At 68.7% G+C, this 23,874-nt stretch carries 18 protein-coding genes and 1 tRNA gene; 13 read left to right on the top strand and 6 right to left on the bottom strand.

Features of this window, described 5'->3' with window-relative positions; genetic code table 11:
* The first annotated feature begins 11 nt into the window (after nt 1-11).
* Genes gltB through pyk form a run of 3 tightly spaced genes read left to right on the top strand, consistent with a single transcriptional unit; the run spans nt 12 to nt 7,544 of the window.
* On the top strand, nt 12-4,592 hold the full coding sequence (gene gltB / locus ACI2K6_RS01135; RefSeq protein WP_404567792.1) for a glutamate synthase large subunit: 4,581 nt from the start codon (nt 12-14) through the stop codon (nt 4,590-4,592).
* Nucleotides 4,585-6,051 carry a glutamate synthase subunit beta gene (locus tag ACI2K6_RS01140; RefSeq protein ID WP_112614840.1) on the top strand — a complete coding sequence of 489 codons (1,467 nt, stop codon included), beginning with the start codon at nt 4,585-4,587 and terminating at the stop codon, nt 6,049-6,051. The genes gltB and ACI2K6_RS01140 overlap by 8 nt, the downstream gene beginning before the upstream one ends.
* A 44-nt stretch (nt 6,052-6,095) precedes the next feature.
* On the top strand, nt 6,096-7,544 hold the full coding sequence (pyk, locus tag ACI2K6_RS01145) for a pyruvate kinase (RefSeq protein ID WP_404567793.1): 1,449 nt from the start codon (nt 6,096-6,098) through the stop codon (nt 7,542-7,544).
* Nucleotides 7,545-7,602: 58 nt separating this feature from the next.
* Here the strand turns inward: pyk and ACI2K6_RS01150 are convergent.
* Nucleotides 7,603-7,683 (bottom strand) — tRNA-Leu (locus ACI2K6_RS01150).
* Between the two features lie 81 nt (nt 7,684-7,764).
* On the opposite strand from ACI2K6_RS01150, the gene ACI2K6_RS01155 reads away from it, so the two are divergent.
* Nucleotides 7,765-8,382 (top strand): ANTAR domain-containing response regulator, encoded by a 618-nt coding sequence (locus ACI2K6_RS01155; RefSeq protein ID WP_112614836.1) that lies wholly within the window; start codon nt 7,765-7,767, stop codon nt 8,380-8,382.
* Nucleotides 8,383-8,444: 62 nt separating this feature from the next.
* Here the strand turns inward: ACI2K6_RS01155 and ACI2K6_RS01160 are convergent, their stop codons facing one another.
* Nucleotides 8,445-8,876, bottom strand: a complete 432-nt coding sequence (locus ACI2K6_RS01160) for a hotdog fold thioesterase (RefSeq protein WP_282500991.1) — start codon at nt 8,874-8,876, stop codon at nt 8,445-8,447.
* A 58-nt stretch (nt 8,877-8,934) separates the two neighbouring features.
* Between ACI2K6_RS01160 and polA the strand changes: the two genes are divergently transcribed.
* The 6 genes from polA (at nt 8,935) to ACI2K6_RS01190 (ending at nt 16,904) form a co-directional block, all read left to right on the top strand.
* Complete coding sequence (gene polA / locus ACI2K6_RS01165; RefSeq protein ID WP_282500990.1) at nt 8,935-11,574, top strand: DNA polymerase I; 2,640 nt, start codon at nt 8,935-8,937, stop codon at nt 11,572-11,574.
* Between the two features lie 36 nt (nt 11,575-11,610).
* Nucleotides 11,611-13,287: a DUF885 domain-containing protein gene (locus ACI2K6_RS01170; RefSeq protein ID WP_404567796.1), complete on the top strand. Its 1,677-nt coding sequence runs from the start codon at nt 11,611-11,613 to the stop codon at nt 13,285-13,287.
* Nucleotides 13,288-13,358: 71 nt separating this feature from the next.
* Nucleotides 13,359-14,399 (top strand): LLM class flavin-dependent oxidoreductase, encoded by a 1,041-nt coding sequence (locus tag ACI2K6_RS01175; protein ID WP_282500988.1) that lies wholly within the window; start codon nt 13,359-13,361, stop codon nt 14,397-14,399.
* A gap of 43 nt (nt 14,400-14,442) precedes the next feature.
* Complete coding sequence (locus ACI2K6_RS01180; RefSeq protein WP_274177908.1) at nt 14,443-15,795, top strand: MFS transporter; 1,353 nt, start codon at nt 14,443-14,445, stop codon at nt 15,793-15,795.
* On the top strand, nt 15,785-16,555 hold the full coding sequence (locus ACI2K6_RS01185; protein WP_404567798.1) for an SGNH/GDSL hydrolase family protein: 771 nt from the start codon (nt 15,785-15,787) through the stop codon (nt 16,553-16,555). The genes ACI2K6_RS01180 and ACI2K6_RS01185 overlap by 11 nt, the downstream gene beginning before the upstream one ends.
* A gap of 88 nt (nt 16,556-16,643) precedes the next feature.
* Nucleotides 16,644-16,904 carry a DUF6458 family protein gene (locus tag ACI2K6_RS01190; protein WP_112614822.1) on the top strand — a complete coding sequence of 87 codons (261 nt, stop codon included), beginning with the start codon at nt 16,644-16,646 and terminating at the stop codon, nt 16,902-16,904.
* Between the two features lie 29 nt (nt 16,905-16,933).
* Here the strand turns inward: ACI2K6_RS01190 and ACI2K6_RS01195 are convergent, their stop codons facing one another.
* Nucleotides 16,934-18,262, bottom strand: a complete 1,329-nt coding sequence (locus ACI2K6_RS01195; RefSeq protein ID WP_282500986.1) for a nitrate/nitrite transporter — start codon at nt 18,260-18,262, stop codon at nt 16,934-16,936.
* Between the two features lie 146 nt (nt 18,263-18,408).
* On the opposite strand from ACI2K6_RS01195, the gene ACI2K6_RS01200 reads away from it, so the two are divergent.
* Nucleotides 18,409-20,310: an alpha-amylase family protein gene (locus ACI2K6_RS01200; protein ID WP_282500985.1), complete on the top strand. Its 1,902-nt coding sequence runs from the start codon at nt 18,409-18,411 to the stop codon at nt 20,308-20,310.
* 12 nt (nt 20,311-20,322) lie between these two features.
* On the opposite strand, the gene ACI2K6_RS01205 is transcribed toward ACI2K6_RS01200, so the two are convergent.
* The 3 genes from ACI2K6_RS01205 to ACI2K6_RS01215 form a co-directional block, all read right to left on the bottom strand.
* Entirely contained in the window at nt 20,323-20,787 is a 465-nt protein-coding gene (locus ACI2K6_RS01205) for a hypothetical protein (RefSeq protein WP_282500984.1), read from the bottom strand.
* A gap of 91 nt (nt 20,788-20,878) precedes the next feature.
* Entirely contained in the window at nt 20,879-21,166 is a 288-nt protein-coding gene (locus ACI2K6_RS01210; protein ID WP_282500983.1) for a hypothetical protein, read from the bottom strand.
* A gap of 190 nt (nt 21,167-21,356) precedes the next feature.
* Nucleotides 21,357-22,208 carry a phosphatase PAP2 family protein gene (locus tag ACI2K6_RS01215; RefSeq protein WP_404567801.1) on the bottom strand — a complete coding sequence of 284 codons (852 nt, stop codon included), beginning with the start codon at nt 22,206-22,208 and terminating at the stop codon, nt 21,357-21,359.
* 87 nt (nt 22,209-22,295) lie between these two features.
* On the opposite strand from ACI2K6_RS01215, the gene ACI2K6_RS01220 reads away from it, so the two are divergent.
* Together ACI2K6_RS01220 and ACI2K6_RS01225 are read left to right on the top strand one after the other, a co-directional pair.
* Entirely contained in the window at nt 22,296-23,213 is a 918-nt protein-coding gene (locus ACI2K6_RS01220) for an AEC family transporter (protein WP_282500981.1), read from the top strand.
* Between the two features lie 109 nt (nt 23,214-23,322).
* A complete protein-coding gene (locus ACI2K6_RS01225) occupies nt 23,323-23,874 on the top strand; it encodes a DUF308 domain-containing protein (RefSeq protein WP_323987692.1) in 552 nt (183 codons plus the stop codon).

The raw sequence follows: 23,874 nt of genomic DNA on the forward strand, positions 1-23,874 counted from the left end.
GGACGGTCAGTATGGCCTCGAGCCCTCGACCCCAAAAGTCCGGATTCGGTTCATTCCCTCCTAAGCAGGGCATGTACAACCCTGCGTTCGAGAAGGACGCGTGTGGTCTGGCGATGGTCGCCACGCTGCGCGGCGAAGCTGGTCACGACATCGTCGAGCTCGCCTTGACGGCTCTGCGCAACCTCGAGCACCGCGGCGCCATCGGCTCCGACGCAGGAACCGGAGACGGAGCCGGGATCCTGACGCAGATGCCCGATGCGTTCCTCCGCGAGGTCGTCGACTTCGACCTGCCGCCCGCCGGCGAGTACGCCGCGGGTATGGCGTTCCTGCCGCGCGACGCCGACGAACGCCACGCTCTGAAGGCCGACATCGAGGCGCTCGCGGCATCCGAGGGTCTGACGGTCCTGGGCTGGCGCGACGTGCCGACCGAGGATGAGAACCTCGGCAAGCTCGCCTTCGCCGCACGCCCCGCTTTCGAGCAGCTCTTCGTGTCGCGTCCTGCCGTTGGTGACGCGCCCGCCCTCGCCGGAATCGAGCTCGACCGCCGGGTCTATCGCCTGCGCAAGCGCGCCCGCCATGAGCACGACGCCTACTTCGTGTCGCTGTCGAGCCGCACGCTCGGCTACAAGGGCATGGTCACGACGCTCCAGCTCGAGCCGTTCTACCCCGACCTGCAGGACGAGCGCTTCGCGTCGGAGCTCGCGGTGGTGCACTCGCGCTACTCGACCAACACCTTCCCGTCGTGGCCGCTCGCGCAGCCACTGCGCATGCTCGCGCATAACGGTGAGATCAACACCGTCAAGGGCAACCGCAACTGGATGCGCGCGCGCCAGTCGCAGCTCGAGTCCGAGCTGCTCGGCGATGTGCAGCCGCTGCTGCCGATCTGCACGGACGGAGCGAGCGACTCGGCCTCGTTCGACGAGGTCCTCGAACTGCTCACGCTCACCGGGCGCAGCCTGCCGCACGCCGTCATGATGATGGTGCCCGAGGCGTACGAGAAGCAGACCGACATCGATCCCGATCTCCGGGCGTTCTACGACTACCACTCCATCCAGATGGAGCCCTGGGACGGCCCGGCTGCCCTCATCTTCACCGACGGCACGCTCGTGGGCGCCACTCTCGACCGGAACGGCCTGCGCCCGGGACGATGGACCGAGACCACCGACGGTCTGGTCGTCATCGGCAGCGAGACCGGCGTGCTCGATTTCGCCCCCGAGCGGATCAAGCGCCGCGGTCGCCTGCAGCCCGGGCGGATGTTCGTCGTCGACACGGCCGCGGGCCGCATCGTCGAGGATGAGGAGATCAAGCGCGAGCTCGCGACGCTCCACCCGTGGCAGGAATGGCTCGACGCCGGTCGCGTGCGGCTCAAGGACCTGCCCGAGCGCGAGCACATCGTGCACCCCATCGCGTCGATCACGCGCCGCCAGCGCACCTTCGGCTACACCGAGGAGGAGGTGCGCATCCTCCTCACCCCCATGGGGCAGGTGGGAGCAGAGCCTCTCGGTGCCATGGGCAGCGACACCCCCGTCGCGGTGCTCAGCGAGCGCCCGCGCCTGCTGTTCGACTACTTCACGCAGCAGTTCGCGCAGGTGACGAACCCGCCGCTGGACTCGATCCGCGAAGAGGTCGTCACCTCCCTGTCCCTCGGGCTCGGTCCCGAGGCGAACCTGCTGGCCTGGGGGCCGCAGCACACCCGCACGGTGACGCTCGACTTCCCCGTGATCGACAACGACGAGCTCGCCAAGATCCAGCACATCGACACCGCCCTCAAGGGCCGCTCGTCGGTGACGATCCGCGGTCTCTACCGCGTCGAGGCCGGTCACAAGGGCATGCAGAAGCGCCTCGCGCAGATGTGCGCCGAGGCCGACCAGGCCATCGAGGACGGCGCGGAGTTCCTCGTGCTCAGCGACCGCGACTCGAACAAGGACCTCGCCCCCATCCCGTCCCTGCTCATGCTCGCCGCGGTGCACCACCACCTCATCCGGCAGCAGACCCGTATGCGGGTCGGTCTCGTGGTCGAGGCCGGCGATGTCCGCGAGGTCCACCACGTCGCGACTCTCCTCGGCTACGGCGCGTCGGCGGTCAACCCGTACCTCGCGATGGAGACCGTCGAGTACCTCGTGCGTGCCGGGTACATCACCGGCGTCACTCCCGAGAAGGCCGTCAAGAACCTGATCTACGCGCTCGGCAAGGGCGTGCTGAAGATCATGTCCAAGATGGGCATCTCGACCGTCTCGTCCTACGCCGGCGCCCAGGTGTTCGAAGCCGTCGGGCTCTCCGACGAGTTCGTGTCGAACTACTTCACCGGCACCGAGACCAAGCTCGGCGGTATCGGCATCGAGGTCATCGCGGCAGAGAACGCCGCGCGGCACGCCTACGCGTATCCGGAAGACGCCGCCGTCCGCGCCCACGAGCGGCTGTGGACCGGTGGTGAGTACCAGTGGCGCCGCGACGGTGCCCCGCACCTGTTCAACCCGGACACGGTCTTCCGCCTCCAGCACGCGACCCGCACCCGTCGTTACGACATCTTCCGCGAGTACACGAAGCTCGTCGACGATCAGGCGGCCGAGCTGAAGACGCTGCGCGGCATGTTCAAGCTGCGCACCGGCGTCCGGCCCCCGGTGCCGATCGACGAGGTCGAGTCGGTCGCGTCGATCGTGAAGCGATTCTCGACGGGCGCGATGAGCTACGGCTCGATCTCGAAGGAGGCGCACGAGACGCTCGCGATCGCGATGAACCGGCTCGGCGCGAAGTCGAACACGGGCGAGGGCGGCGAGGACGTCGAGCGTCTGCTCGACCCCGAGCGCCGCAGCGCGATCAAGCAGGTCGCCTCGGGTCGATTCGGCGTCACGAGCATGTACCTCACGCATGCCGACGACATCCAGATCAAGCTCGCCCAGGGCGCCAAGCCCGGCGAGGGCGGTCAGCTGCCGCCCGGCAAGGTGTATCCGTGGATCGCCCGCACCCGCGGTGGCACCCCGGGCGTCGGCCTCATCTCGCCGCCGCCGCACCACGACATCTACTCGATCGAGGACCTCAAGCAGCTGATCTTCGACGTCAAGCGCGCGAACCCGGCCGCCCGGGTGCACGTCAAGCTCGTGAGCCAGTCGGGCATCGGTGCCGTCGCGGCGGGAACGGCGAAGGCCCTCGCCGACGTCATCCTCGTCTCCGGGCACGACGGCGGAACGGGCGCGAGCCCGCTCAACTCGCTCAAGCACGCCGGTACGCCCTGGGAGCTCGGTCTCGCCGAGACGCAGCAGACGCTCATGCTCAACGACATGCGCGACCGCGTGGTCGTGCAGGCCGACGGCCAGCTGAAGACAGGTCGCGACGTCGTGATCGCCGCGCTGCTCGGTGCCGAGGAGTTCGGTTTCGCCACCACCGCCCTGGTCGTCGAGGGCTGCATCATGATGCGCGTCTGCCACCTCGACACGTGTCCCGTGGGCGTAGCGACGCAGAACCCCGTGCTCCGCGAGCGTTTCACCGGCAAGCCCGAGTTCGTGGTGAACTTCATGGAGTTCGTCGCGCAGGAGGTCCGCGAGTACCTGGCCGAGCTCGGTTTCCGCTCGCTCGACGAGGCGATCGGGCGCAACGACGTCCTCGACGTCGACGGCGCGATCGAGCACTGGAAGGCCAACGGCCTCGACCTCGGACCCATCCTCACCGGACCCGCGTTCGCCGAAGACGCGCCGCGTCGTCACCGGCGCGACCAGGACCACGAGCTCGACGCGCACTTCGATGTGCAGCTCATCGAACGAGCGCAGGATGTCGTCGCGCACGGCGGTCACATCGAGATCGATCTGCCCATCCGCAACACCGAGCGCGCCGTGGGCACGATGCTGGGCAACCGGGTCACGCTCGCGCACGGCGAGAACGGCCTTCCTGCCGACTCGATCGTGGTGAACCTGACGGGTTCGGCCGGACAGTCCTTCGGAGCCTTCCTCCCCGCCGGCATCACGCTGCGTCTCGAGGGGGACTCGAACGACTACGTCGGCAAGGGGCTCTCGGGTGGACAGATCGTCGTGCGCCCGCCGCGCGGAGCGGCCTTCGACGCGTCGGAGAACGTGATCGCGGGCAACGTCATCGGCTACGGTGCGACGCAGGGCACGATGTTCCTGCGCGGCGTCGTGGGGGAGCGGTTCCTCGTGCGCAACTCCGGGGCCACGGCCGTGGTCGAGGGCGTGGGCGACCACGCACTGGAGTACATGACCGGCGGCCTCGCCGTGATCCTCGGCGCCACCGGGCGCAACCTCGGCGCCGGGATGTCGGGTGGCAACGCCTACGTCTACCGCCTCGAGACCGCGAACGTGAACCGCGAGGCCATGGCCAGCGGCGAGCTCGTGCTCGGGGAGATGGGGTCCGGCGACGCCGAGATCCTCCGCGACCTGCTCGAGCGCCACGTCGCCGAGACGGGGTCCGAGCTGGCAGCCCGGCTGCTGGAGGACTTCGAGAACGAGGTCGCCAACTTCGTCCGTGTGGTGCCGCGCGACTACGCCGCGGTGCTCGAAACCCGACAGACGGCGGCCGCCGAGGGGCTCGACCCCGACGGCGACGAGGTCTGGAGCCGCATCCTGGAGGTGACCCGTGGCTGACCCCAAGGGCTTCCTGAAGATCACGGAGCGCGAGCTCCCCAAGCGCCGTCCCGTTCCCGTCCGCATCATGGACTGGCGCGAGGTCTACGAGCCCGGTGACAGCGCCGTGCTCCGCCGTCAGGCGGGGCGCTGCATGGACTGCGGCGTGCCGTTCTGTCATCAGGGGTGCCCGCTGGGCAACCTCATCCCCGAGTGGAACGACCTCATGTGGCGTGGCGAGGGGCGCTCGGCCATCGAGCGTCTGCACGCGACGAACAACTTCCCGGAGTTCACCGGGCGCCTGTGCCCTGCACCGTGCGAGAGCTCGTGCGTTCTCGGCATCAATCAGCCGCCGGTCACGATCAAGCAGATCGAGGTCTCGACTATCGACGAGGCGTTCGCCAACGGATGGGTCGAGGCCGAGCCCCCGGGGCGTCTGACGGGCAAGACGGTTGCCGTCGTCGGCTCCGGCCCCGCCGGACTCGCCGCCGCGCAGCAGCTGACCCGCGCCGGTCACACCGTCGCCGTCTACGAGCGCGACGACCGCATCGGCGGCCTGCTGCGGTACGGCATCCCCGACTTCAAGATGGAGAAGCGCCACATCGAGGCGCGCCTGCGTCAGATGCAGGACGAGGGCACGCGTTTCCGTGCCGGCGTCGAGATCGGCAAGGACATCTCGTGGGACGCGCTGCGCGCCCGCTACGACGCGGTCGTGGTGGCGACCGGCTCGACCCTGCCCCGCGACCTCGCAATCCCGGGCCGCGACCTCGCCGGCGTGCACTTCGCTATGGAGTACCTCGTCGAGTCGAACAAGGCCGTCGCGGGAGACCAGGTCGCGAACCAGATCCACGCGGAGGGCAAGCACGTCGTCGTGATCGGCGGTGGTGACACCGGCGCGGACTGCATCGGCACGGCGCACCGTCAGGGCGCGCTCAGCGTGACGAACCTCGCGATCGGCAAGCAGCCGCCGTCGGACCGCCCCGACACCCAGCCGTGGCCGATGATGCCGACCATCTTCGAGGTCGCCTCCGCGCACGAAGAAGGCGGTGAGCGCAGCTACCTGGCGTCCACGGTCGAGTTCCTCGGCAACGAGGCGGGAGAGGTGCGCGCGCTGCGCGTCGCCGAGACCGAGTTCGTCGACGGTCGCCGCGTGCCCAAGAGCGGGACCGAGCGCGAGATCCCCGCCGACCTCGTCCTGATCGCGATGGGTTTCACCGGTCCCGAGCGCTCCGAGCTCGAGGCGCAGCTGGGTACGTTGTTCACCGATCGCGGCAACGTGGAACGTGCCGACGACTACCAGACCACCACGCCGGGTGTGTTCGTGGCCGGCGACGCCGGGCGCGGACAGTCGCTCATCGTGTGGGCGATCGCGGAGGGCCGCGCCGCGGCATCCGCTGTCGACCGCTACCTGATGGGCGACACCGACCTTCCGGCGCCGGTGCGTCCGACCGACGTCGCGATCGGGCTCCAGCGGGCATAGGCTGGACCCAACCCCCCTCCCGACCCGAAACCACCGGAGTATCAGTGAGACGCGCCAAGATCGTCGCCACCCTGGGACCGGCCACAGCCAGCTACGAGATGGTGCGAGCCATCATCGACGCCGGTGTGGACGTGACCCGATTCAACCTCAGCCACGGAGACTATTCGGAGCACGAGGCCCGCTGGGCCAACGTGCGGAAGGCCGCCGACGACGCAGCTCGCCCCGTCGCGATCCTGGTCGACCTGCAGGGGCCGAAGATCCGTCTCGGCAAGTTCGAGAACGGGCCGCACCAGCTCGCGGTCGGCGACGTCTTCAAGATCACGACCGACGACATCCTCGGCACCAAGGAGATCGTCTCGACGACGTTCAAGGGCCTGCCCGGCGACGTCAAGCCCGGCGACTTCCTGCTCATCGACGACGGCAAGGTCCGCGTCGAGGTCGTGTCGGTCGAGGGCTCGGTCGTCACGACGAAGGTCATCGTCGCCGGCCCCGTCTCGAACAACAAGGGCATCAACCTGCCCGGTGTCGCCGTGAGCGTTCCGGCGCTGTCGGACAAGGACGAGGCCGACCTGCGCTGGGGGCTGCAGCAGGGAGCCGACATCATCGCACTGTCGTTCGTGCGGGATGCCGCCGACGTCACGCGTGTGCACGAGATCATGGCGGAGGAGGGCCGCAAGGTCCCCGTCATCGCGAAGATCGAGAAGCCGCAGGCGGTCGAGAACCTCGAGGAGATCATCGACGCCTTCGACGGCATCATGGTCGCGCGCGGTGACCTCGGCGTGGAGCTTCCGCTCGAGGCCGTGCCGATCGTGCAGAAGAAGGCCGTGGCGCTGTGCCGCCGTATGGCCAAGCCCGTGATCGTCGCGACCCAGATGCTGGAGTCGATGATCGAGAACCCGGTGCCGACGCGCGCCGAGACCAGCGACGTCGCCAACGCCGTCCTCGACGGCGCCGACGCCGTGATGCTCTCGGGCGAGACCAGCGTGGGCAAGTACCCCGTCGTCGTCGTCGAGACCATGGCGCGCATCGTCGACTCGACCGAGACCCACGGTCTCGAGCGCATCGCACCGCTGACGGCGAAGCCGCGCACGCAGGGCGGCGCGATCACGCTCGCCGCCATGGAGGTCGCGCAGTTCATCGAGGCGAAGTTCCTTTGCATGTTCACCGAGTCCGGCGACACCGCGCGCCGCATGTCGCGTCTGCGTCCCGAGATCCCCATGATCGCGTTCACCCCGGACCCGGCGATCCGTCGTCGCATGGCCCTGACGTGGGGCATCCGTTCGAGCCTCGTGGAGGAGGTCGCGCACACCGACCTGATGTTCCACCAGGTCGACGACTACTTCCTTTCGAACGGCCTCGCCGAGGTCGGCGACAAGGTGGTCGTCATCTCCGGGTCTCCTCCCGGAATCCAGGGATCGACCAACGACATCCGCATCCACAAGATCGGCGACGCCGTCAACGGCCGCGCGCCGATCTACCAGGCGATCCAGTAAGCGCCACGTGAATGCCGAAGGGCGGGCACCTCTCCACGAGGTGCCCGCCCTTTCGTCGTGCCGGTGGTGGGAGTCGAACCCACACGTCCGAAGACAACCGAGTTTGAGTCGGTCGCGTCTGCCATTCCGCCACACCGGCGCACGCACATCGACAATACCGCCTCACGCGGTGTCACCCGACGGAACCGTGTCCGGAACGCCCATACCGTAGGATCGAAAGGTGACAGAGCAAGAAGAGGTCCCCACGTCGGCCGCTCCCGCACCGCGCCGAGTCGTCGTGGCCGAAGACGAGTCGCTCATTCGACTCGACATCGTCGAGATCCTGCGCGACAACGGATACGACGTCGTCGGCGAGGCAGGCGACGGCGAGACCGCGGTGCAGCTTGCGACCGAGCTGCGTCCCGATCTCGTGATCATGGACGTCAAGATGCCCGTCCTCGACGGGATCTCGGCCGCCGAACGGCTCGGCAAGGCGCACATCGCGCCCGTCGTCCTGCTGACGGCGTTCAGCCAGAAGGAACTCGTCGAGCGGGCGACCGAGGCCGGTGCTCTCGCCTACGTCGTCAAGCCCTTCACCCCGAACGATCTGCTCCCCGCCATCGAGATCGCGCTCGCCCGCTACGAGCAGATCATCACCCTCGAGGCCGAGGTCGCCGACATGGTCGAGCGCTTCGAGACCCGCAAGCTCGTCGACCGGGCGAAGGGTCTGCTCAACGAGAAGATGGGTCTCAGCGAGCCCGAGGCGTTCCGCTGGATCCAGAAGGCGTCGATGGACCGCCGCCTCACGATGCAGGACGTGGCCAAGGCGATCATCGAGCAGCTCGCCCCCAAGAAGTAGTCCGCGGCGCCGCGGCGACGAGAAAGCCCCCTCCCGGTTCGGGAGGGGGCTTCGTCGTCGCGTCAGGATGCCGCGGGGGCGTCCTTGATGAGGTTCGTGATGCGGATGGTGGAGCACCGGCGCCCCTGCTCGTCGGATACGACGATCTCGTGCACTGTCATCGAGCGCCCGAGATGCAGGGGAGTGCACACGCCCGTCACGACACCGCTCGTCGCGGATCGCGTGTGCGTGGCGTTGATGTCGACGCCGACGGCGAGGCGTCCCGGGCCGGCGTGCATGTTCGCCGCCATGGATCCGAGAGACTCGCCGAGCACGACGTACGCGCCGCCGTGGAGCAGGCCCACGGGCTGGGTGTTGCCCGCGACGGGCATTGTCGCGACGCAGCGCTCGGTGGTGAACTCCGTGAACTCGATGCCCATGCGCTCGGCGAGAGCTCCCTTGCCGCGGCCCTGTGCCCAGGCCAGGCCGGTGTCGGTGTCGGTCTTCTCGGGCATGCTTCACCCCTCGGTCGCAGCGGGTCGTGGTGTCCGCGGTCGTCGTTAGGCTGGACGGGTGACGGACTCCGCAAAGCCTACCCTTCTCGTCGTCGACGGCCACTCGCTGGCTTACCGGGCGTTCTTCGCGTTGCCGGTCGACAACTTCACGACGAAGGACGGCCAGCACACCAACGGCATCTACGGGTTCCTGTCGATGTTCGTGAACCTGATCAAGGCCGAGAAGCCGACCCATCTCGCGGTCGCCTTCGATACGTCGCGACAGTCGTTCCGTACGCGCGAGTACACGGAGTACAAGGCCAATCGCTCCGAGTCGCCGGCCGAGTTCAAGGGCCAGATCCCGCTTCTGCAGGAGTGCCTCGCCGCGATGAACGTGACGGTGCTGACGAAAGAGGACTACGAGGCCGACGACATCCTGGCGACGCTCGCGACCCAGGGCGAAGCGGACGGATTCGAGGTCCTCGTCTGCTCGGGCGACCGCGACACGATCCAGCTCGTGACCGACGACGTGACGTTGCTCTACCCCAGCGTCCAGGGTGTTTCTCAGCTCAAGCGATACACGCCCGAGACCGTCATCGAGAAGTATGGTCTGCCGCCGCAGAATTACCCCGACATCGCCGCCCTCGTCGGCGAGACGAGCGACAACCTGCCTGGAGTGCCCAAAGTCGGCGAGAAGACCGCGGTCAAGTGGCTCACGCAGTGGGGGTCGCTCGACGCCCTGCTCGAGAACGCCGACAAGATCGGGGGAGTGGTCGGCGGGAACCTCCGAGAGCACCTCGACGATGTGCGGCGCAATCGTTCGCTGAACCGGCTGCTCCGCGACGTCGAGCTCGGGGTCACGCCCGCAGACCTCGCGGTGGGCCCGATCGACGCCGAAGCGGTGCGCGACATCTTCGCCCGGCTCGAGTTCCGGACGCTGCTGCCGCGCGTCTTCGAGGCAGCGGGGGCAGATCCCGCGATGGCCGTCGAGACCGCCGCGCCCGCCGTTCCGGCCCCGACGGCCGCGGAGCTCTCCGCCGCCGACCTCGCCGCGTGGGCGGCGGCCCGCGACGGCGAGGTCGGCGTGACCGTCATGGTCGCGGGAGGTTTTCCGCAGCGCATCGGTCTGGCCGACGCCGCCGAAGCGGTCGAGGGCACCTGGGGCGACGACGTCGCCGAGGCCCTGCGCCTGTGGCTCGAGTCCGACGCGCCCAAGGTGATCTCCGACGCCAAGCTCCAGGTCAAGGCGCTGCGGCGCGGCGGTGTCCGCTTGGGCGGGCTCGTCTTCGACCCGATCCTGGCCGGGTGGCTCCTGCGCCCCAGCTTCCCCGACAAGACGCTCGCCGACCTCGTCCACCGCTACCTCGACGAGAAGCTGCCGGAGGCCGATCCGACTCAGCTCGTTCCCGAGACGGAGGGTGCCACGCCGGGACAGCTCTCCTGGTTCGCGTTGCGCACGGCAGCGGCGGTTCGCGCCGAGATGCCCGCGCCCGTCCTCTCCGTGCTCTCCGATATCGAGCTTCCGACGCTCGACACCCTCGCTGACATGGAACTCGCGGGTGTTGCCGTGTCGCACGAGAAGCTCTCGACGTTCTCGGCAGAACTCGCGGCACGAGCGGACGACATCGCACAGCGCGCGTACGCCACGATCGACCGCGAGGTGAATCTCGGTTCGCCCAAGCAGCTGCAGGAGGTATTGTTCGAGCAACTCCAGCTGCCGAAGACCCGCAAGACGAAGACGGGGTACTCCACGGACGCGGCGGTGCTCGCCGATCTGCAGGAGTCGAACCCGCACCCGTTCCTCGAGCTGCTGCTCCAGCACCGTGAAGCCACCAAGCTGCGTCAGATCATCGAGTCGCTCGATACCGCGATCGCCGCCGACGACCGCATCCACACGACCTACGTGCAGACGGGAAGCCAGACCGGCCGGCTCTCGAGCACCGACCCGAACCTCCAGAACATCCCCATCCGCAATGAGGAGAGCCGCCGCATCCGGGCCGCCTTCGAGGTGGGCGAGGGGCACGAGACCCTGTTGACCGCCGACTACTCGCAGATCGAGATGCGCATCATGGCGCACCTCTCCGAAGACCCCGGGCTCATCGAGGCGTTCGTCTCGGGCGAAGACCTGCACCGCTTCGTCGGCGCGCGCGTATTCGGCGTCGATCCGGCCGATGTCACGCCGGCGATGCGCACGAAGGTCAAGGCCATGTCGTACGGACTCGTCTACGGCCTGTCGGCGTTCGGCCTGTCGAAGCAGCTGCGCATCGAGCAGTCGGAGGCCAAGCAGCTCATGCTCGAGTACTTCGCCCGTTTCGGGGCGGTGCGCGACTACCTGCGCTCGAGCGTCGAGCAGGCCCGCATCGACGGCTACACGGAGACGATCTTCGGCCGGCGCCGTCCGTTCCCCGACCTCGCGAGTCCGAACCGAGTGCTCCGCGAGAATGCCGAGCGCGCCGCCCTGAACGCACCCATCCAGGGCAGCGCAGCCGACATCATGAAGATCGCGCTCTTCCGGATCGACCGCGAGTTCCGCGCCGAGGGCCTCCGCTCTCGTGTGCTGCTGCAGATCCACGACGAGCTCGTGGTCGAGGTCGCTGCGGGTGAGTGGGATGCCGCCGAGCGCATCGTGCGCGATCGCATGGGCGACGCCGCTCAGCTCACGGTGCCCCTCGACGTGCAGATCGGGCGCGGCGGCGACTGGGACGTCGCCGGTCACTGACCTCGTCGCGCGGGGGTGCCGCAGTAGGCTCGGAGGATGACCGAAGCACCGCGCACCCCCACGCAGATCGACCGGATCGCCGATGCGTGGGTCGACACCCTGGCCGAGCTCTCTCCCGGGCTCGCGACGTACATCGGCCGTTTCGAGCACAACGCACGACTCGACGACTACTCGCCTGCGGGCACGGCTCGCGCACTCGAGGCCGCACGCAGCACCCTCGCCGCCCTCGAGGCGGCCGAGCCCACGGACGACGTCGATGTCGTCACGAAGGCGGACCTCGCCGGTGACCTGCGGCTGAACATCGAGCTGGCCGAGGCGGGCGCTCACCTGCGCGACGTGAATGTGATCGCGTCACCCGCGCAGGAGATCCGCAACACCTTCGACCTCATGCCCACGGCTACGGTCGACGACTGGAGCGTCATCGCCGACCGTCTCGGTGCGGTTCCGGCCGCGATCGACGGGTACATCGAGACGCTCCGCGAGGGCATCGCCCGCGGCGTCGTCCCGGCGCGCCGTCAGGTCTCCGAGGTCGCCACGCAGATCGGTCGCTACACGGCGGACACGGGTTTCTTCGCGACGTTCGCGGCAGATGCCGCGCCGACCGAGGGCAGCCTCCCCGCATCGTTGGCTCGTGAGCTGGCGGACAACGCGAACGCTGCCCGCGTCGCGTACGACGCTCTCGCCTCCTTCTTCACCGGTGAGCTCCTCCCCGAGGCGGGCGAGACCGACGCGGTCGGGCGCGAGCTGTACGCGCTGCACTCCCGCCGATTCCTGGGCGCCACGATCGACCTCGACGAGACCTACGAGTGGGGCCTCCAGGAACTGGCCCGGATGGTCGCGGAGCAGGAATCGATCGCGAACGAGATCCTCCCCGGCGCCACGGTGGAAGAGGCGGTGGCGCACCTCGAGAAGGACGAGTCCCGGAAGCTCCACGGCACCGAGGCCCTGCAGAAGTGGATGCAGGAGACGAGCGACCGCGCCGTCGACGAGCTGGGTCGCACCCACTTCGACATCCCCGAGCCCATTCGCACGCTCGAGTGCATGATCGCCCCCACCAACGAGGGCGGGATCTATTACACCGGTCCGACCGACGACTTCTCGCGCCCCGGTCGCATGTGGTGGTCGGTGCCGGAGGGGGTCGACTCGTTCGACACCTGGCGTGAGCTGACGACGGTTTATCACGAGGGCGTTCCGGGCCATCACCTGCAGATCGCCCAGGCGGTGTACAACCGGTTCGAGCTGAACTCCTGGCGGCGGCTGCTCGCCGGGTCGAGCGGACACGCCGAGGGCTGGGCACTGTACGCGGAGCGCCTCATGGAGCAGCTGGGCTACCTCGATGACCCGGCGGACCGGCTGGGCATGCTCGACGGACAGCGCATGCGTGCCGCTCGCGTCGTGCTCGACATCGGCGTGCATCTGGGGAAGGAGCGCCCCGACGGAGAGGGCGTGTGGGACGCGGCGTATGCGCTCGAGTTCATGAAGCGCAACGTCAACATGCCCGAGGAGTTCATCCGCTTCGAGGTCAACCGCTATCTCGGCTGGCCGGGCCAGGCGCCGTCGTACAAGGTGGGTCAGCGGATCTGGGAGGAGATCCGCGATGATTACGCCGCGCGCGCGGGCGAGCAGTTCGACGTGAAGGCCTTTCACATGAAGGCGCTGCGCCTGGGCGGTGTCGGACTCGACACGCTCCGCATGGCGCTCGCACAGGGCTGAACACGACGACGGCGGGACGGGAATACTCTTCCCGTCCCGCCGTTGTATGCGGGTGAATGAAAGGTGGCCCCATGACCGCGACATCCGTCCAGTTCGCCCTCGACACGTTCGGCGACGTCACCCGCGGCGCCGACGGCGAGCTGCTGTCCGACGCGCAGACGATCCGCAACGTCGTCGACCAGGCGGTGCTCGCCGATGAGGTCGGACTGAGCTTCTTCGGCGTTGGGGAGCACCACCGTCGCGAGTTCGCCGTGTCGAGCCCCGAGATCGTGCTGGCCGCTGCCGCGGCCCGCACGAAGGACATCCGCCTGGGCACCGCGGTCACCGTCCTCTCCAGCGATGACCCCGTGCGCGTCTACGAGCGCTTCGCAACCCTCGACGCCGTCTCGAACGGCCGGGCCGAGATCATCCTCGGACGCGGCTCGTTCACCGAGTCGTTCCCGCTGTTCGGGTTCGATCTCGCCGATTACGAGATCCTCTTCGAGGAGCGCCTCGACCTGTTCGGCCGGCTGCGGTCCGAGCAGCCGGTCACCTGGCAGGGCCGGACCCGACCGGCGCTGACGGGCGCGGATGTCTTCCCGAAGACCGAGAACGGCCTCCGCGCGTGGGTGGGCGTCGGCGGCTCTCCCGAGTCGGTGCTGCGAACGGCCCACAATGGCTATGGCCTGATGCTGGCGATCATCGGCGGCGGCGCGGCACGGTTCCGCCCGTATGTCGATCTCTTCCACCGCACCCGCGATGCGATGGGTGCCGACCGGTTGCCGGTCGGGGTCCACTCGCCCGGCCATGTCGCCGACACCGACGAACAAGCGTGGGAGGAGCTCTTCCCGGCGATGAAGGTGAACCGCGACGCGATCGGCGCGGAGCGCGGGTGGCCGCCCTACTCGCGCCTGCAGTTCCAGCACGATCTCGGACCGGACGGTGCCGTGTACGCGGGGTCGCCCGAGACCGTCGCGCGCAAGCTCGCGCAGACGATCCGCACCCTGGAGCTCGACCGGTTCGATCTGAAGTTCTCGCACGGGACGCTCGCCCACGAGAGCATGATGCGCTCGATCGAGCTCTACGGCACGAAGGTCGCGCCTCTCGTGCGGGACATGCTCGCCGACGACTGAGTGAGTGGCGTCCGAGGGCGTCGCGGGTCAATAGCATGGTCGAATGACCGATACCGCGACGCCCTCGGTGGCGCGCCGCCTCGACGATCTGCCCTTCGGGCGTCGGCACCTGAGAATCCTCACCGGGTCCGGGCTGGGATGGGCCCTCGACGCTATGGATGTCGGGCTGATCTCTTTCATCATCACGGCGCTCATCGCGCAGTGGTCGCTCGACACCTCGCAGGCGTCGTGGATCGCGTCGGCCGGCTTCGCCGGCATGGCGATCGGTGCGAGCCTCGGCGGGCTGCTGGCAGACCGGTTCGGACGCCGCTCGGTGTTCGCGGTCACACTCCTCGTCTACGGAGTCGCAACCGGCGCGAGCGCTCTGGTCGGCGGACTCGCGATGCTGCTCGTCCTGCGCTTCGTCGTGGGACTCGGTCTCGGCGCCGAGCTGCCGGTCGCGAGCACGTATGTGAGCGAGTTCGCGCCCGCCCGCATTCGCGGCAGGGTCATCGTCATCCTCGAGGCCTTCTGGGCCGTCGGGTGGACCGCAGCCGCTCTGATCGGCTACTTCGTGATCCCACAGGTCGACGAGGGCTGGCGCTGGGCATTCGTCGTCGGCGCGATCCCCGCGGTGTACGCGCTGATCGTGCGCTGGGGGCTGCCCGAGTCGGCCCGATGGCTCGAACGCCGCGGCCGGCACGCCGAGGCCGAGGCGGTCGTCCGGAGCTTCGAGACGAACAGTGCGACCACGTCGCGCGACGTCGGCGCTGCCGTCGGAGCGGAAGCGATCGCGGCGCCGGCCGCCGTGTCGTCGACCGGCCGGCTCCGCGCGCTCTGGTCGCCCGAGTTCCGCGGCCGCACCGCGAGCCTGTGGCTGGTCTGGTTCTGCGTCAACTTCTCGTACTACGGCGCCTTCATCTGGATCCCGACGATCCTGTACACGCAGGGCTACGACCTCGTCCGATCGTTCGGGTTCACCCTGATCATCACTCTCGCTCAGCTGCCGGGCTATGCCGTGTCGGCCTGGCTGATCGAGGTCTGGGGCAGACGCCTGACCCTGTCGGTCTTCCTCATCGGCTCGGCGGCATCCGCCGTGGTGTTCGGGACGGCCGGCACCGAGACGGTCATCATCGCCGCGGGCATGGCGCTGTCGTTCTTCAACCTGGGCGCCTGGGGTGCGTTGTACGCGGTGACGCCGGAGATGTACCCGACGTCGCTGCGCGGCACCGGGGCCGGCTGGGCGGCCGGTGTCGGCCGCATCGCATCGATCCTCGCGCCCCTGTCGGTGCCGCCGCTCCTGTTGTGGGGCGGCGCTCCGGTGCTGTTCGTCGTGTTCGCCGTGTTCTTCGTCCTCGCCGCCGCCGGTGCGTGGGGACTCGTCGACCGCAGAGGAGAGTCGCTCGATGACCGCTGAGACAGAGGTTCGTTACGTCGCGATCGGCGATTCGTTCACCGAGGGCGTGGGGGACGAGCTGCCCGACGGCGCCGTGCGCGGCTGGGCCGACCTCGTCGCCGCCGGCTGGGCCGATGCGACGGGACGACCCGTGCAGTACGCCAACCTCGCAATCCGCGGCAAACTCGTCCGCCCGATCGTCGACGAACAGCTCGAAGCCGCCCTCGCCCTGCGCCCGACCCACCTGTCGTTCAATGGCGGTGGCAACGACATGCTGCGCCCGCGCACGTCGATCGCGCACATCGTCGACGCTTTCGTGCAGGTGCTGCGGCGGTGCGATGAGGAAGGCGTCCGCCTCATCCTGCTGTCGGGTGCGAACCCGTCCGCGCAGCTGCCGCTGGGCGGCCTGATCAACCGGCGGGGCGACGCGCTCTCGGACGCCGTCGTCGAGCGCATCTCAGGTCGCGACGACGTCGTCCGCGCCTTGAACTGGTACGACCGCGCATTGACCCATCCGTCCTACTGGTCGGCCGACCGACTCCACATGAACGCCCGCGGTCACCATCGGGTCGCCGCTCGGGTGCTCGGTTCCCTCGGCCTCGAGGCGCCGGGGGAGTGGTGGTCGCTTCCCGTCGACGACCAGCCGCCGGTGCTCGCCCGAGGCGAGTACTTCCGAGAGCACCTCGCTCCCTGGGTGCGTCGCCGACTCACCGGGCGTTCATCGGGTGATAACCGGCAGCCCAAGGTTGGCTCGTGGGTCGAGGTCGCGCCGCGCGCCTGACACGCCGCGAGAACGCGTGTCAAGCCGGTGCGTGGAACCACGCGCGCGCGCCAGTATCAACGGGTCCGCACACCCGAAGGGAACTGACATGAGCATTGGTGCCGGAATCGCATTGTTCGTCATCGGCGCGATCCTCGCGTTCGCCGTGAACGTCGAGGTCGAGTGGGTGAACCTCGACCTTATCGGCTACATCCTGATGGGTGCGGGAGCCCTCATCTTCCTCATCGGCCTGGTCCTGATGGTGCGCCGCCGTCAGACCGAGACGGTCAGCCGTACCGCCGTCGACCCCGCCAGCGGCCAGCGAGTCACCCGCAACAGCACGAGCACCTCGGGCGACCCCATCCTCTGACGCAGCTGCTGTGAACGGCCGCGGTGGGCTCACGCCCGTCGCGGCCGTTTCGGCATGTCCATCCCGATGTGGATGCGGGTGCGCTTGCGTTCGATCGCGATGAACGCACCGCCGATGAGCCATAGCGGCACCTGGGTGAGGAAGGCGAAGCGGAAGGCTTCGAGCGAGTACGTCGCCGGCGTTCCCGCACCCTGCAGGTCGAGCGCCAAGCCGATGCTGAATACGGCGATCAGGGCGGCGAGGAAGCCGCCGGCGTTCGTCAGTCCCGTCGCCGTGCTGAGGCGATGCGAGGGGTTGTGCGTCCGGGCGTGATCGAACGCGATCATCGACGCGGGACCCCCGGTCGCGAGGGCGACGGCGAGAGCCACGAGGAGCCACCCCGGCGCGGTGCCCGGCCAGAGGATCACCGCTGTCCATGCGATGAGCTGCACGGCGACCGCCGGCAGGACGAGGGCGCGTGAGCGGAGATTGGGGATGCGGCGGGAGAGCTCACCCATGATGGGTCCGAGCGCCATCCCCGCGAAGACGTAGAGCGTCGTGATGAGAGTCGCTTCGGCCTGAGTCCGGCCCTCTCCTGCCGTGAGGAACGGGATGCCCCACAGCAGGATGAACGCCGTGCCGGCGAACGGCGTCGTGAAGTGAGACCAGAACGCCAGCCGGGTGCCGGGGTGCGCCCACGCGGCACGGATGCCGACGCCGGTGTCGACGCTCGAGGTGACCACCCGGATGGCGCCCGTGTCGGTGTTGACGCTGACGTCACGATCGACCTCCGGCGGGTGGTTGCGCACCAGCAGGAAGACGAGGACCGCGAAGAGGACGCCGAGGCCGGCCACGCTGCCGAAGGCGACCGACCAGCTGGTGGCGTGCAGGAGCGCTGAGAGGGGGATGACGGCGACGAGCTGGCCGGCCTGACCGAGGATGCCGGTCATCTGAACCATGAGCGGCCCGCGCTGCGCCGGGAACCAGGTCGCGACGAGTCGGAGGACCGCCGGGAAGATGGCGGCGTCGCCGGCTCCGAGGAGCATGCGCGCGACGATGGCGACGCCGACGCTGGGGGAGAGGGCCATCGTCAGCTGGCCCACCGCCATGAGGATCATGCCGATCGTCATGATGGGCCGGGAGCCGTAACGGTCGAGCAGGACGCCGATGGGTATCTGCATCCCGCCGTACACCGCGAGCTGGACGACAGCGAACATCGACAGCGTCGCGGCGTCCGCCTGGAAGCGTTCGGCTGCGTCCACGCCCACGGCCGCGAGCGACGTCCGATTCGTGATGGACAGGACGTACGCGGCGACGCCGGTTCCCCAGACGAGCCATGCCCGGAGCCCCGGACCGCTCATCCGAGCCGCGACGCTCATCGGGTGACCCGTCCGAGCGGGCAGAGCGTCGGAGAGGTCACCCCTCTACGCTACTCCGCTGTCGGACGCCAGCTGCGCGCGCCTTGGTGTCCGCCGTCTCCGTCCTCTGAGATGATGCGGAGCATGAGTGCTCCGGTGGCCCCGCGATGACCGCGCTGACCGCGCTCGAGACCGATGCGACGATCGTCGTCGAGCACGTCGCGCGTCGCGAACGGCCGGTCGATGGCGAGACGATCGCGCGCCTTCGCGGCGAGTTCCCGCGGTTGCACCGTCTGTTCCGAGCTCTCTACGGCGAGCGTCCCGACGGGCTCGAGTCGCTCCTGCACCTCGTCGACGTGGCGCTGGATGCCCGCGGAGAGCGCACCGCCGAGCTCAAGCAGCTCGACCGCGTGCGCGCCGCGGACCCCGCCTGGTTCGAGTCCGAGAGGATGCTGGGCGGCGTCTGCTACGTCGATCGCTTCGCGGGTGACCTCGACGGCGTCCGTCGGATGATTCCGTACTTCCGCGAGCTCGGACTGACCTACCTGCACCTGATGCCCCTCTTCGACAGGCCCGACGGCGACAACGACGGCGGCTACGCGGTGTCGGACTACCGCACGGTCGATCCGGCCCTCGGGACGATGGCCGATCTGCGTGCGCTCGCGAGCGAGTTGCGTGAGGCGGGCATCTCGCTGGTCCTCGACTTCATCTTCAACCACACCTCGAACGAGCATGAGTGGGCGAAGCGCGCCCTCGCCGGCGACCCGGTGTACGAGGACTTCTACCTGATCTTCCCCGACCGCGAGCTTCCGGATGCGTACGAGCGGACGACGCGCGAGATCTTCCCGGACGACCACCCGGGCTCGTTCGTGCCGCTTCCCGATGGCCGGTGGATCTGGGCCACCTTCTACCGGTTCCAGTGGGATCTCAACTACGCCAACCCGGACGTGTTCACAGCTATGGCGGGAGAGATGCTGTTCCTCGCGAACCAGGGTGTCGAGATCCTGCGGATGGATGCCGTCGCCTTCATCTGGAAACGCCTCGGAACGGCCTGCGAGTCGCTGCCCGAGGCGCACCTGCTGCTCCAGGCGTTCAACGCCGTGCTGCGCATCGCGGCGCCGGCGGTGCTGTTCAAGTCCGAGGCGATCGTGCATCCCGACGAAGTGCAGGACTACATCTCGCCCGATGAGTGCCAGCTCTCCTACAACCCGCTGCAGATGGCCCTGACCTGGGAGGCGCTGGCGACCCGTGACGCGCGCATGCTTCAGCTCGCGCTGGACGAGCGTCACGCGTTGCCGCCCGGGACGGCGTGGGTCAACTACGTCCGCAGTCACGACGACATCGGCTGGACGTTCGCCGACGAGGATGCCGCGCGCTTCGGCATCGACGGCGGTCCGCACCGCCGGTTCCTCAACGACTTCTACATCGGTCGCTTCGACGGCTCGTTCTCGCGCGGCTACCCGTTCCAGGAGAATCCGCGCACCGGTGACGCCCGGATCGCGGGCACCACGGCCTCGCTGGCCGGGATCGCCGCGGGCGATGCCGGGGGTGAAGACCGGGTCGTGCTCGCGCATGCGCTGGCGATGTCGACGGGCGGCATCCCGCTGCTCTATCTCGGTGACGAGGTCGCCCAGCTCAACGACGACACGTTCCAGGACGACCCCGACCGTCGGGGAGACAGCCGGTGGGCGCACCGGCCCCTGCGATCGACCGCGCGATACGCGCAGCGCCTCGACGAGTCGACCGTCGCCGGTCGGGTGTTCACGAGGCTCCGGGGTCTGATCGAGGTGCGCGCAGCGACGCCGGAGTTCGCCGGCAACGAGCTCGTCCCGTTCCACACGCCTCACGACGCGGTCGTGGGGTTCATGCGTCCGGCGACGGATGGCGGCGGGGGAGCGGTCCTCGTCCTCGCCAATGTCGGCGACGCGCCGGCGGCCATTCATCCTGAGACCATGAGCGGGCTCGAGGATTCCGCGACGGATCTCATGCGCGGGGTCTCGGTCGAGCTCGGGCGGGGCCTCGTCCTGCCCGAGCACGGATTCGTCTGGCTGCGCGTGCGCCGACGCTGACGGGTCAAACCATCACAGGACGTCCTCGAGGATGAGGTCGCGCAGCGTGCTGCGGCGCAGATCGTGCGCGGTCACGACGGTGCCGTCACCGAGGTTGCTGCGGCCGCTGAGGTGCTCCGCGACACGGCGCGCCGCGATGCGGCGGTCCTGCTCGTCATCGAGCACGACGCCGATGGCTGTGAGATCACGGCCCAACGAGTTGCTCGAGTGGACGCTCGCACGATCGATGAGCTCGCTCGCGAAGACGCGGCCCTCGCTCAACCGCCCGGCCGCGTGCACCACCGCGACGAGGACGCGGGGCGACACGCGGCTCAACTCGTGCTCGAGCAGCGCGTCGACCTCCGCGATGCACGCCGGGAGCGCGTCGGACGACGCGGGGAGCGACACGCCGATCGTGAGTGCATCGGGCCGGTGATCGGGCGTCGCGACCTGCGTCAGTGCGTCGATGATGTCGGCATCCAAGCCAGCGATGTGCATGGCCGTCTCCCTTCGTCGCGCTCCCTTCGAGCGAGGATGACCGATTACTGTACCAGTTGGACGGTACGAATGCAGGTCGGCGCGACGAGGTTCATCCGGAGGTGGCCAGGATGCGACCTGGGCCTATGGGGACCAGGGGAGCGCGATAGGCGAGGCCGGTGTCCGCGGGATGCAGCACCGCTCGAGCCTCGCCGAACCGCCACAAGCGATTGAAGAGGAAGACGGTGATCTCCACGGCCTCGTCGGCGGGCACGAGCCAGGTGCCGACGCCCCATTGCGCGGGCTGTCCGCGGCCGTCGATCACGATAGTCGGGCGCACGCCGGGAATCAGGTGGAGCACGGGTCGGCGGAGATCCAGCGTGACGCGTCGTCTCGGCATCGCGGCATCGTGGGTCATGCCTGCATCGCTTCGTCGAGACGCGTCGGTGTCTTCATCTCACAACCGTATCGGGACGATGGTGCGGCATTCGAGATGGAAGCGGCGGTTCGCGAGTGCTCGATCTCGAGCCGATGGGGAAGGTGCGCACCGACGAGCTCACCGTCGAACTGACATAATGTGCATTATCGGATCAAACGGCAGAAGCCACTGAGGCCCTGCGGGAACGGGCCGACGGCATCCCGCCACTGACGGCAAGTGCACCGAGAACCGTCGCAATGATCGTGACCACCGTCAAGACAGCCGTGACGAGCGTGCGCCCGGAACCAGACGCGTAGAACGCACTCAGCGCGACGGCCGTGATCGCGCCGCCCATGACCAGGACGGGTGCGAGACCGCGCAGCCGGCGCTGCGGACGGGTCAGGACGGCCGCGGCCTGCCCATGACGGTGACGCGCCGCCGTGACGATCAGCGCGGCAATCGTGTACCAGAACCCCACGACGAGGCTCGCCGTGACGACATCGCTCGGTCGATGCCATCCGGCGGCGATCACACCCATGCCGGCGACGGCGGCCCAGGTGACCAGAACCGGTGCGAGGACGAACTTGATCCGGTTCGGTGCCGCGAACAATGCGGCGCACGCCGCGGCGATCGCGATGGTGGCATGGCCGGACGGCAGTGAGTTGCCATATGCGCCCCAGCCGCTCGCCAGATCCGGGCGTGCGATGACCTCGTGCTTCAGCACCTGTGTCACGACACTCGACCCGACGAAGATCACGGATGCCGCCGCAGCCTCGGCGAAGCGCCGCCGCACGAGGGCGGCGGTGATGCCGACGAGCATCGTCACGGCGGCGACCACGATGATGTAGTTCGCGCTGACGTGCTGAGCCGCGCGAAGGACGGGATTTCCGGACGCTGTCGTGGCGACCATGGCGGCCTGATCCGCGTACTGGCCGGACGCCGTGAACACGCACACCAGGATCGTCACCGCTATCGCCGCCAGCTGAACGCCCGCCAGCTGCAGGTAACGCACGTTGCGCCTCATCCGATCACCTCGCTCTCGCCGTCGTTCCACCGTACGAAGTGGCGGCTGTGAGCCGGGTCAACGCGCCCACTCCCCTAGGCTCGGAGGGTGCAGGTCGTGACCGGATTCGTCGTCGTCGGGGTCGCGATCATCGTCGGATACGTCATCGGCCGCATCGATCTGCTCGGGCCGCACGGCCGCCCGGTGCTCGCGCGACTGATCTTCTTCGTCCTGTCGCCCTTCCTCATGTTCGTCGTGCTCTCGCAGGCCGACGTCTCGACGCTGTTCTCGGCACTGCTGCCCGTCTCCGCCATCGCTGCGGCGTCGATGTTCGTCGTCTACGCGCTGATCGCTCGACTCGCGTGGCGTCGTTCGGTCGGTGAGACGCTCATCGGAATGCTGTCGGCCGGGCAGGTGAACTCCAACAACATCGGGATCCCGCTCTCGCTCTACCTCCTGGGCTCAGCCGCGCTGCCGGCGCCGGTCATCCTGATGCAGCTCATCGTGTTCACCCCGATCACGATGGCGATCCTCGAGGCCGTCACGACGGGACAGCGGCGGCCGCTCCCGATCCTCAAACGGACCGTCGGCAACCCGATCGTCATCGCCTCGGTCGCGGGCGTCATCGTGTCGGTCTCGGGGCTGGAACTGCCCCCTCTCGTGCTCGACCCGCTCCAGCTCATCGCCGACGCATGCGTGCCGGTTCTCCTCATCGCCTATGGGATGTCGCTGCACGGACAGCGCGTGCTGTCCGCTTCCGGCCGTCGGCGAGACATCCTGCTGGCGGCAGGTCTGAAGCTGATCGCCATGCCGCTCGTGGCGTGGGCCGTGGCCGCTCTCGTCTTCGACCTCTCCCCCGCCGACATCCTGGCGGTCACCGTGCTCGCAGCACTTCCGACCGCGCAGAACGTCTTCAACTTTGCGCAGCGCTACGACATCGGCGAGACCATCTCGCGCGACACGGTCTTCTTGACGACCCTCGGGTGCGTCCCCGTCCTGCTGGGTGCCACTCTCATCCTCGGCTGATCAGCCCGGCACCGCGCGGGGCCGCATCCGGGGCTCTGACGCCCGCCCTCCCGGTGCACTAGCGTGTGGCGTGTCGGGGGTGCTCCGCTCCCGCGAAGGAGGTTCCGTCATGGCAACTGCAGAGAACATCGCCGGAAGATTCGTCAGATCGCTGCGGACGTCGTTCATCGTCGGCGGCATCCTGACGCTGATCCTCGGCCTGCTCATTCTCATCTGGCCCGGTCGCACGGCGCAGGTCCTCACCGGCATCATCGCCGCCTACGCGATCATCGCGGGTATCGTCTACGCCGCCCTCGGGATCCTCTCGCGGACGAAGCGCGGCTGGGCGCGCGTCGGGCACGTCGCGCTCGGCCTCTTCTTCGTGATCGTCGGCATCGTGGCATTCGCCAACCTCGCAGCCTTCACCGCGTCGTTCGCCGTGTTCCTCGGCGTGCTGGTGGGCATCATGTGGATCGTCGAGGGCGCCGTCTCGCTGTCGGTCGTGAGCGAGTCGTCGTCGCGAGGGTGGACGATCGCGTTCGCGATCCTCTCGATCATCGCCGGCGTCATGCTGCTGTTCACACCGCTGTGGGGCGTGTTGGTGCTCTGGTGGCTGCTCGGCATCTCGGCCGTGGCCCTCGGCATCGTCAACATCATCCGGGGGCTCTCGTTCCGGCCCTGA

The sequence above is a fragment of the Microbacterium sp. NPDC006705 genome (assembly GCF_044903545.1).
In the GTDB taxonomy this organism is placed as follows: Bacteria; Actinomycetota; Actinomycetes; order Actinomycetales; family Microbacteriaceae; genus Microbacterium; species Microbacterium plantarum.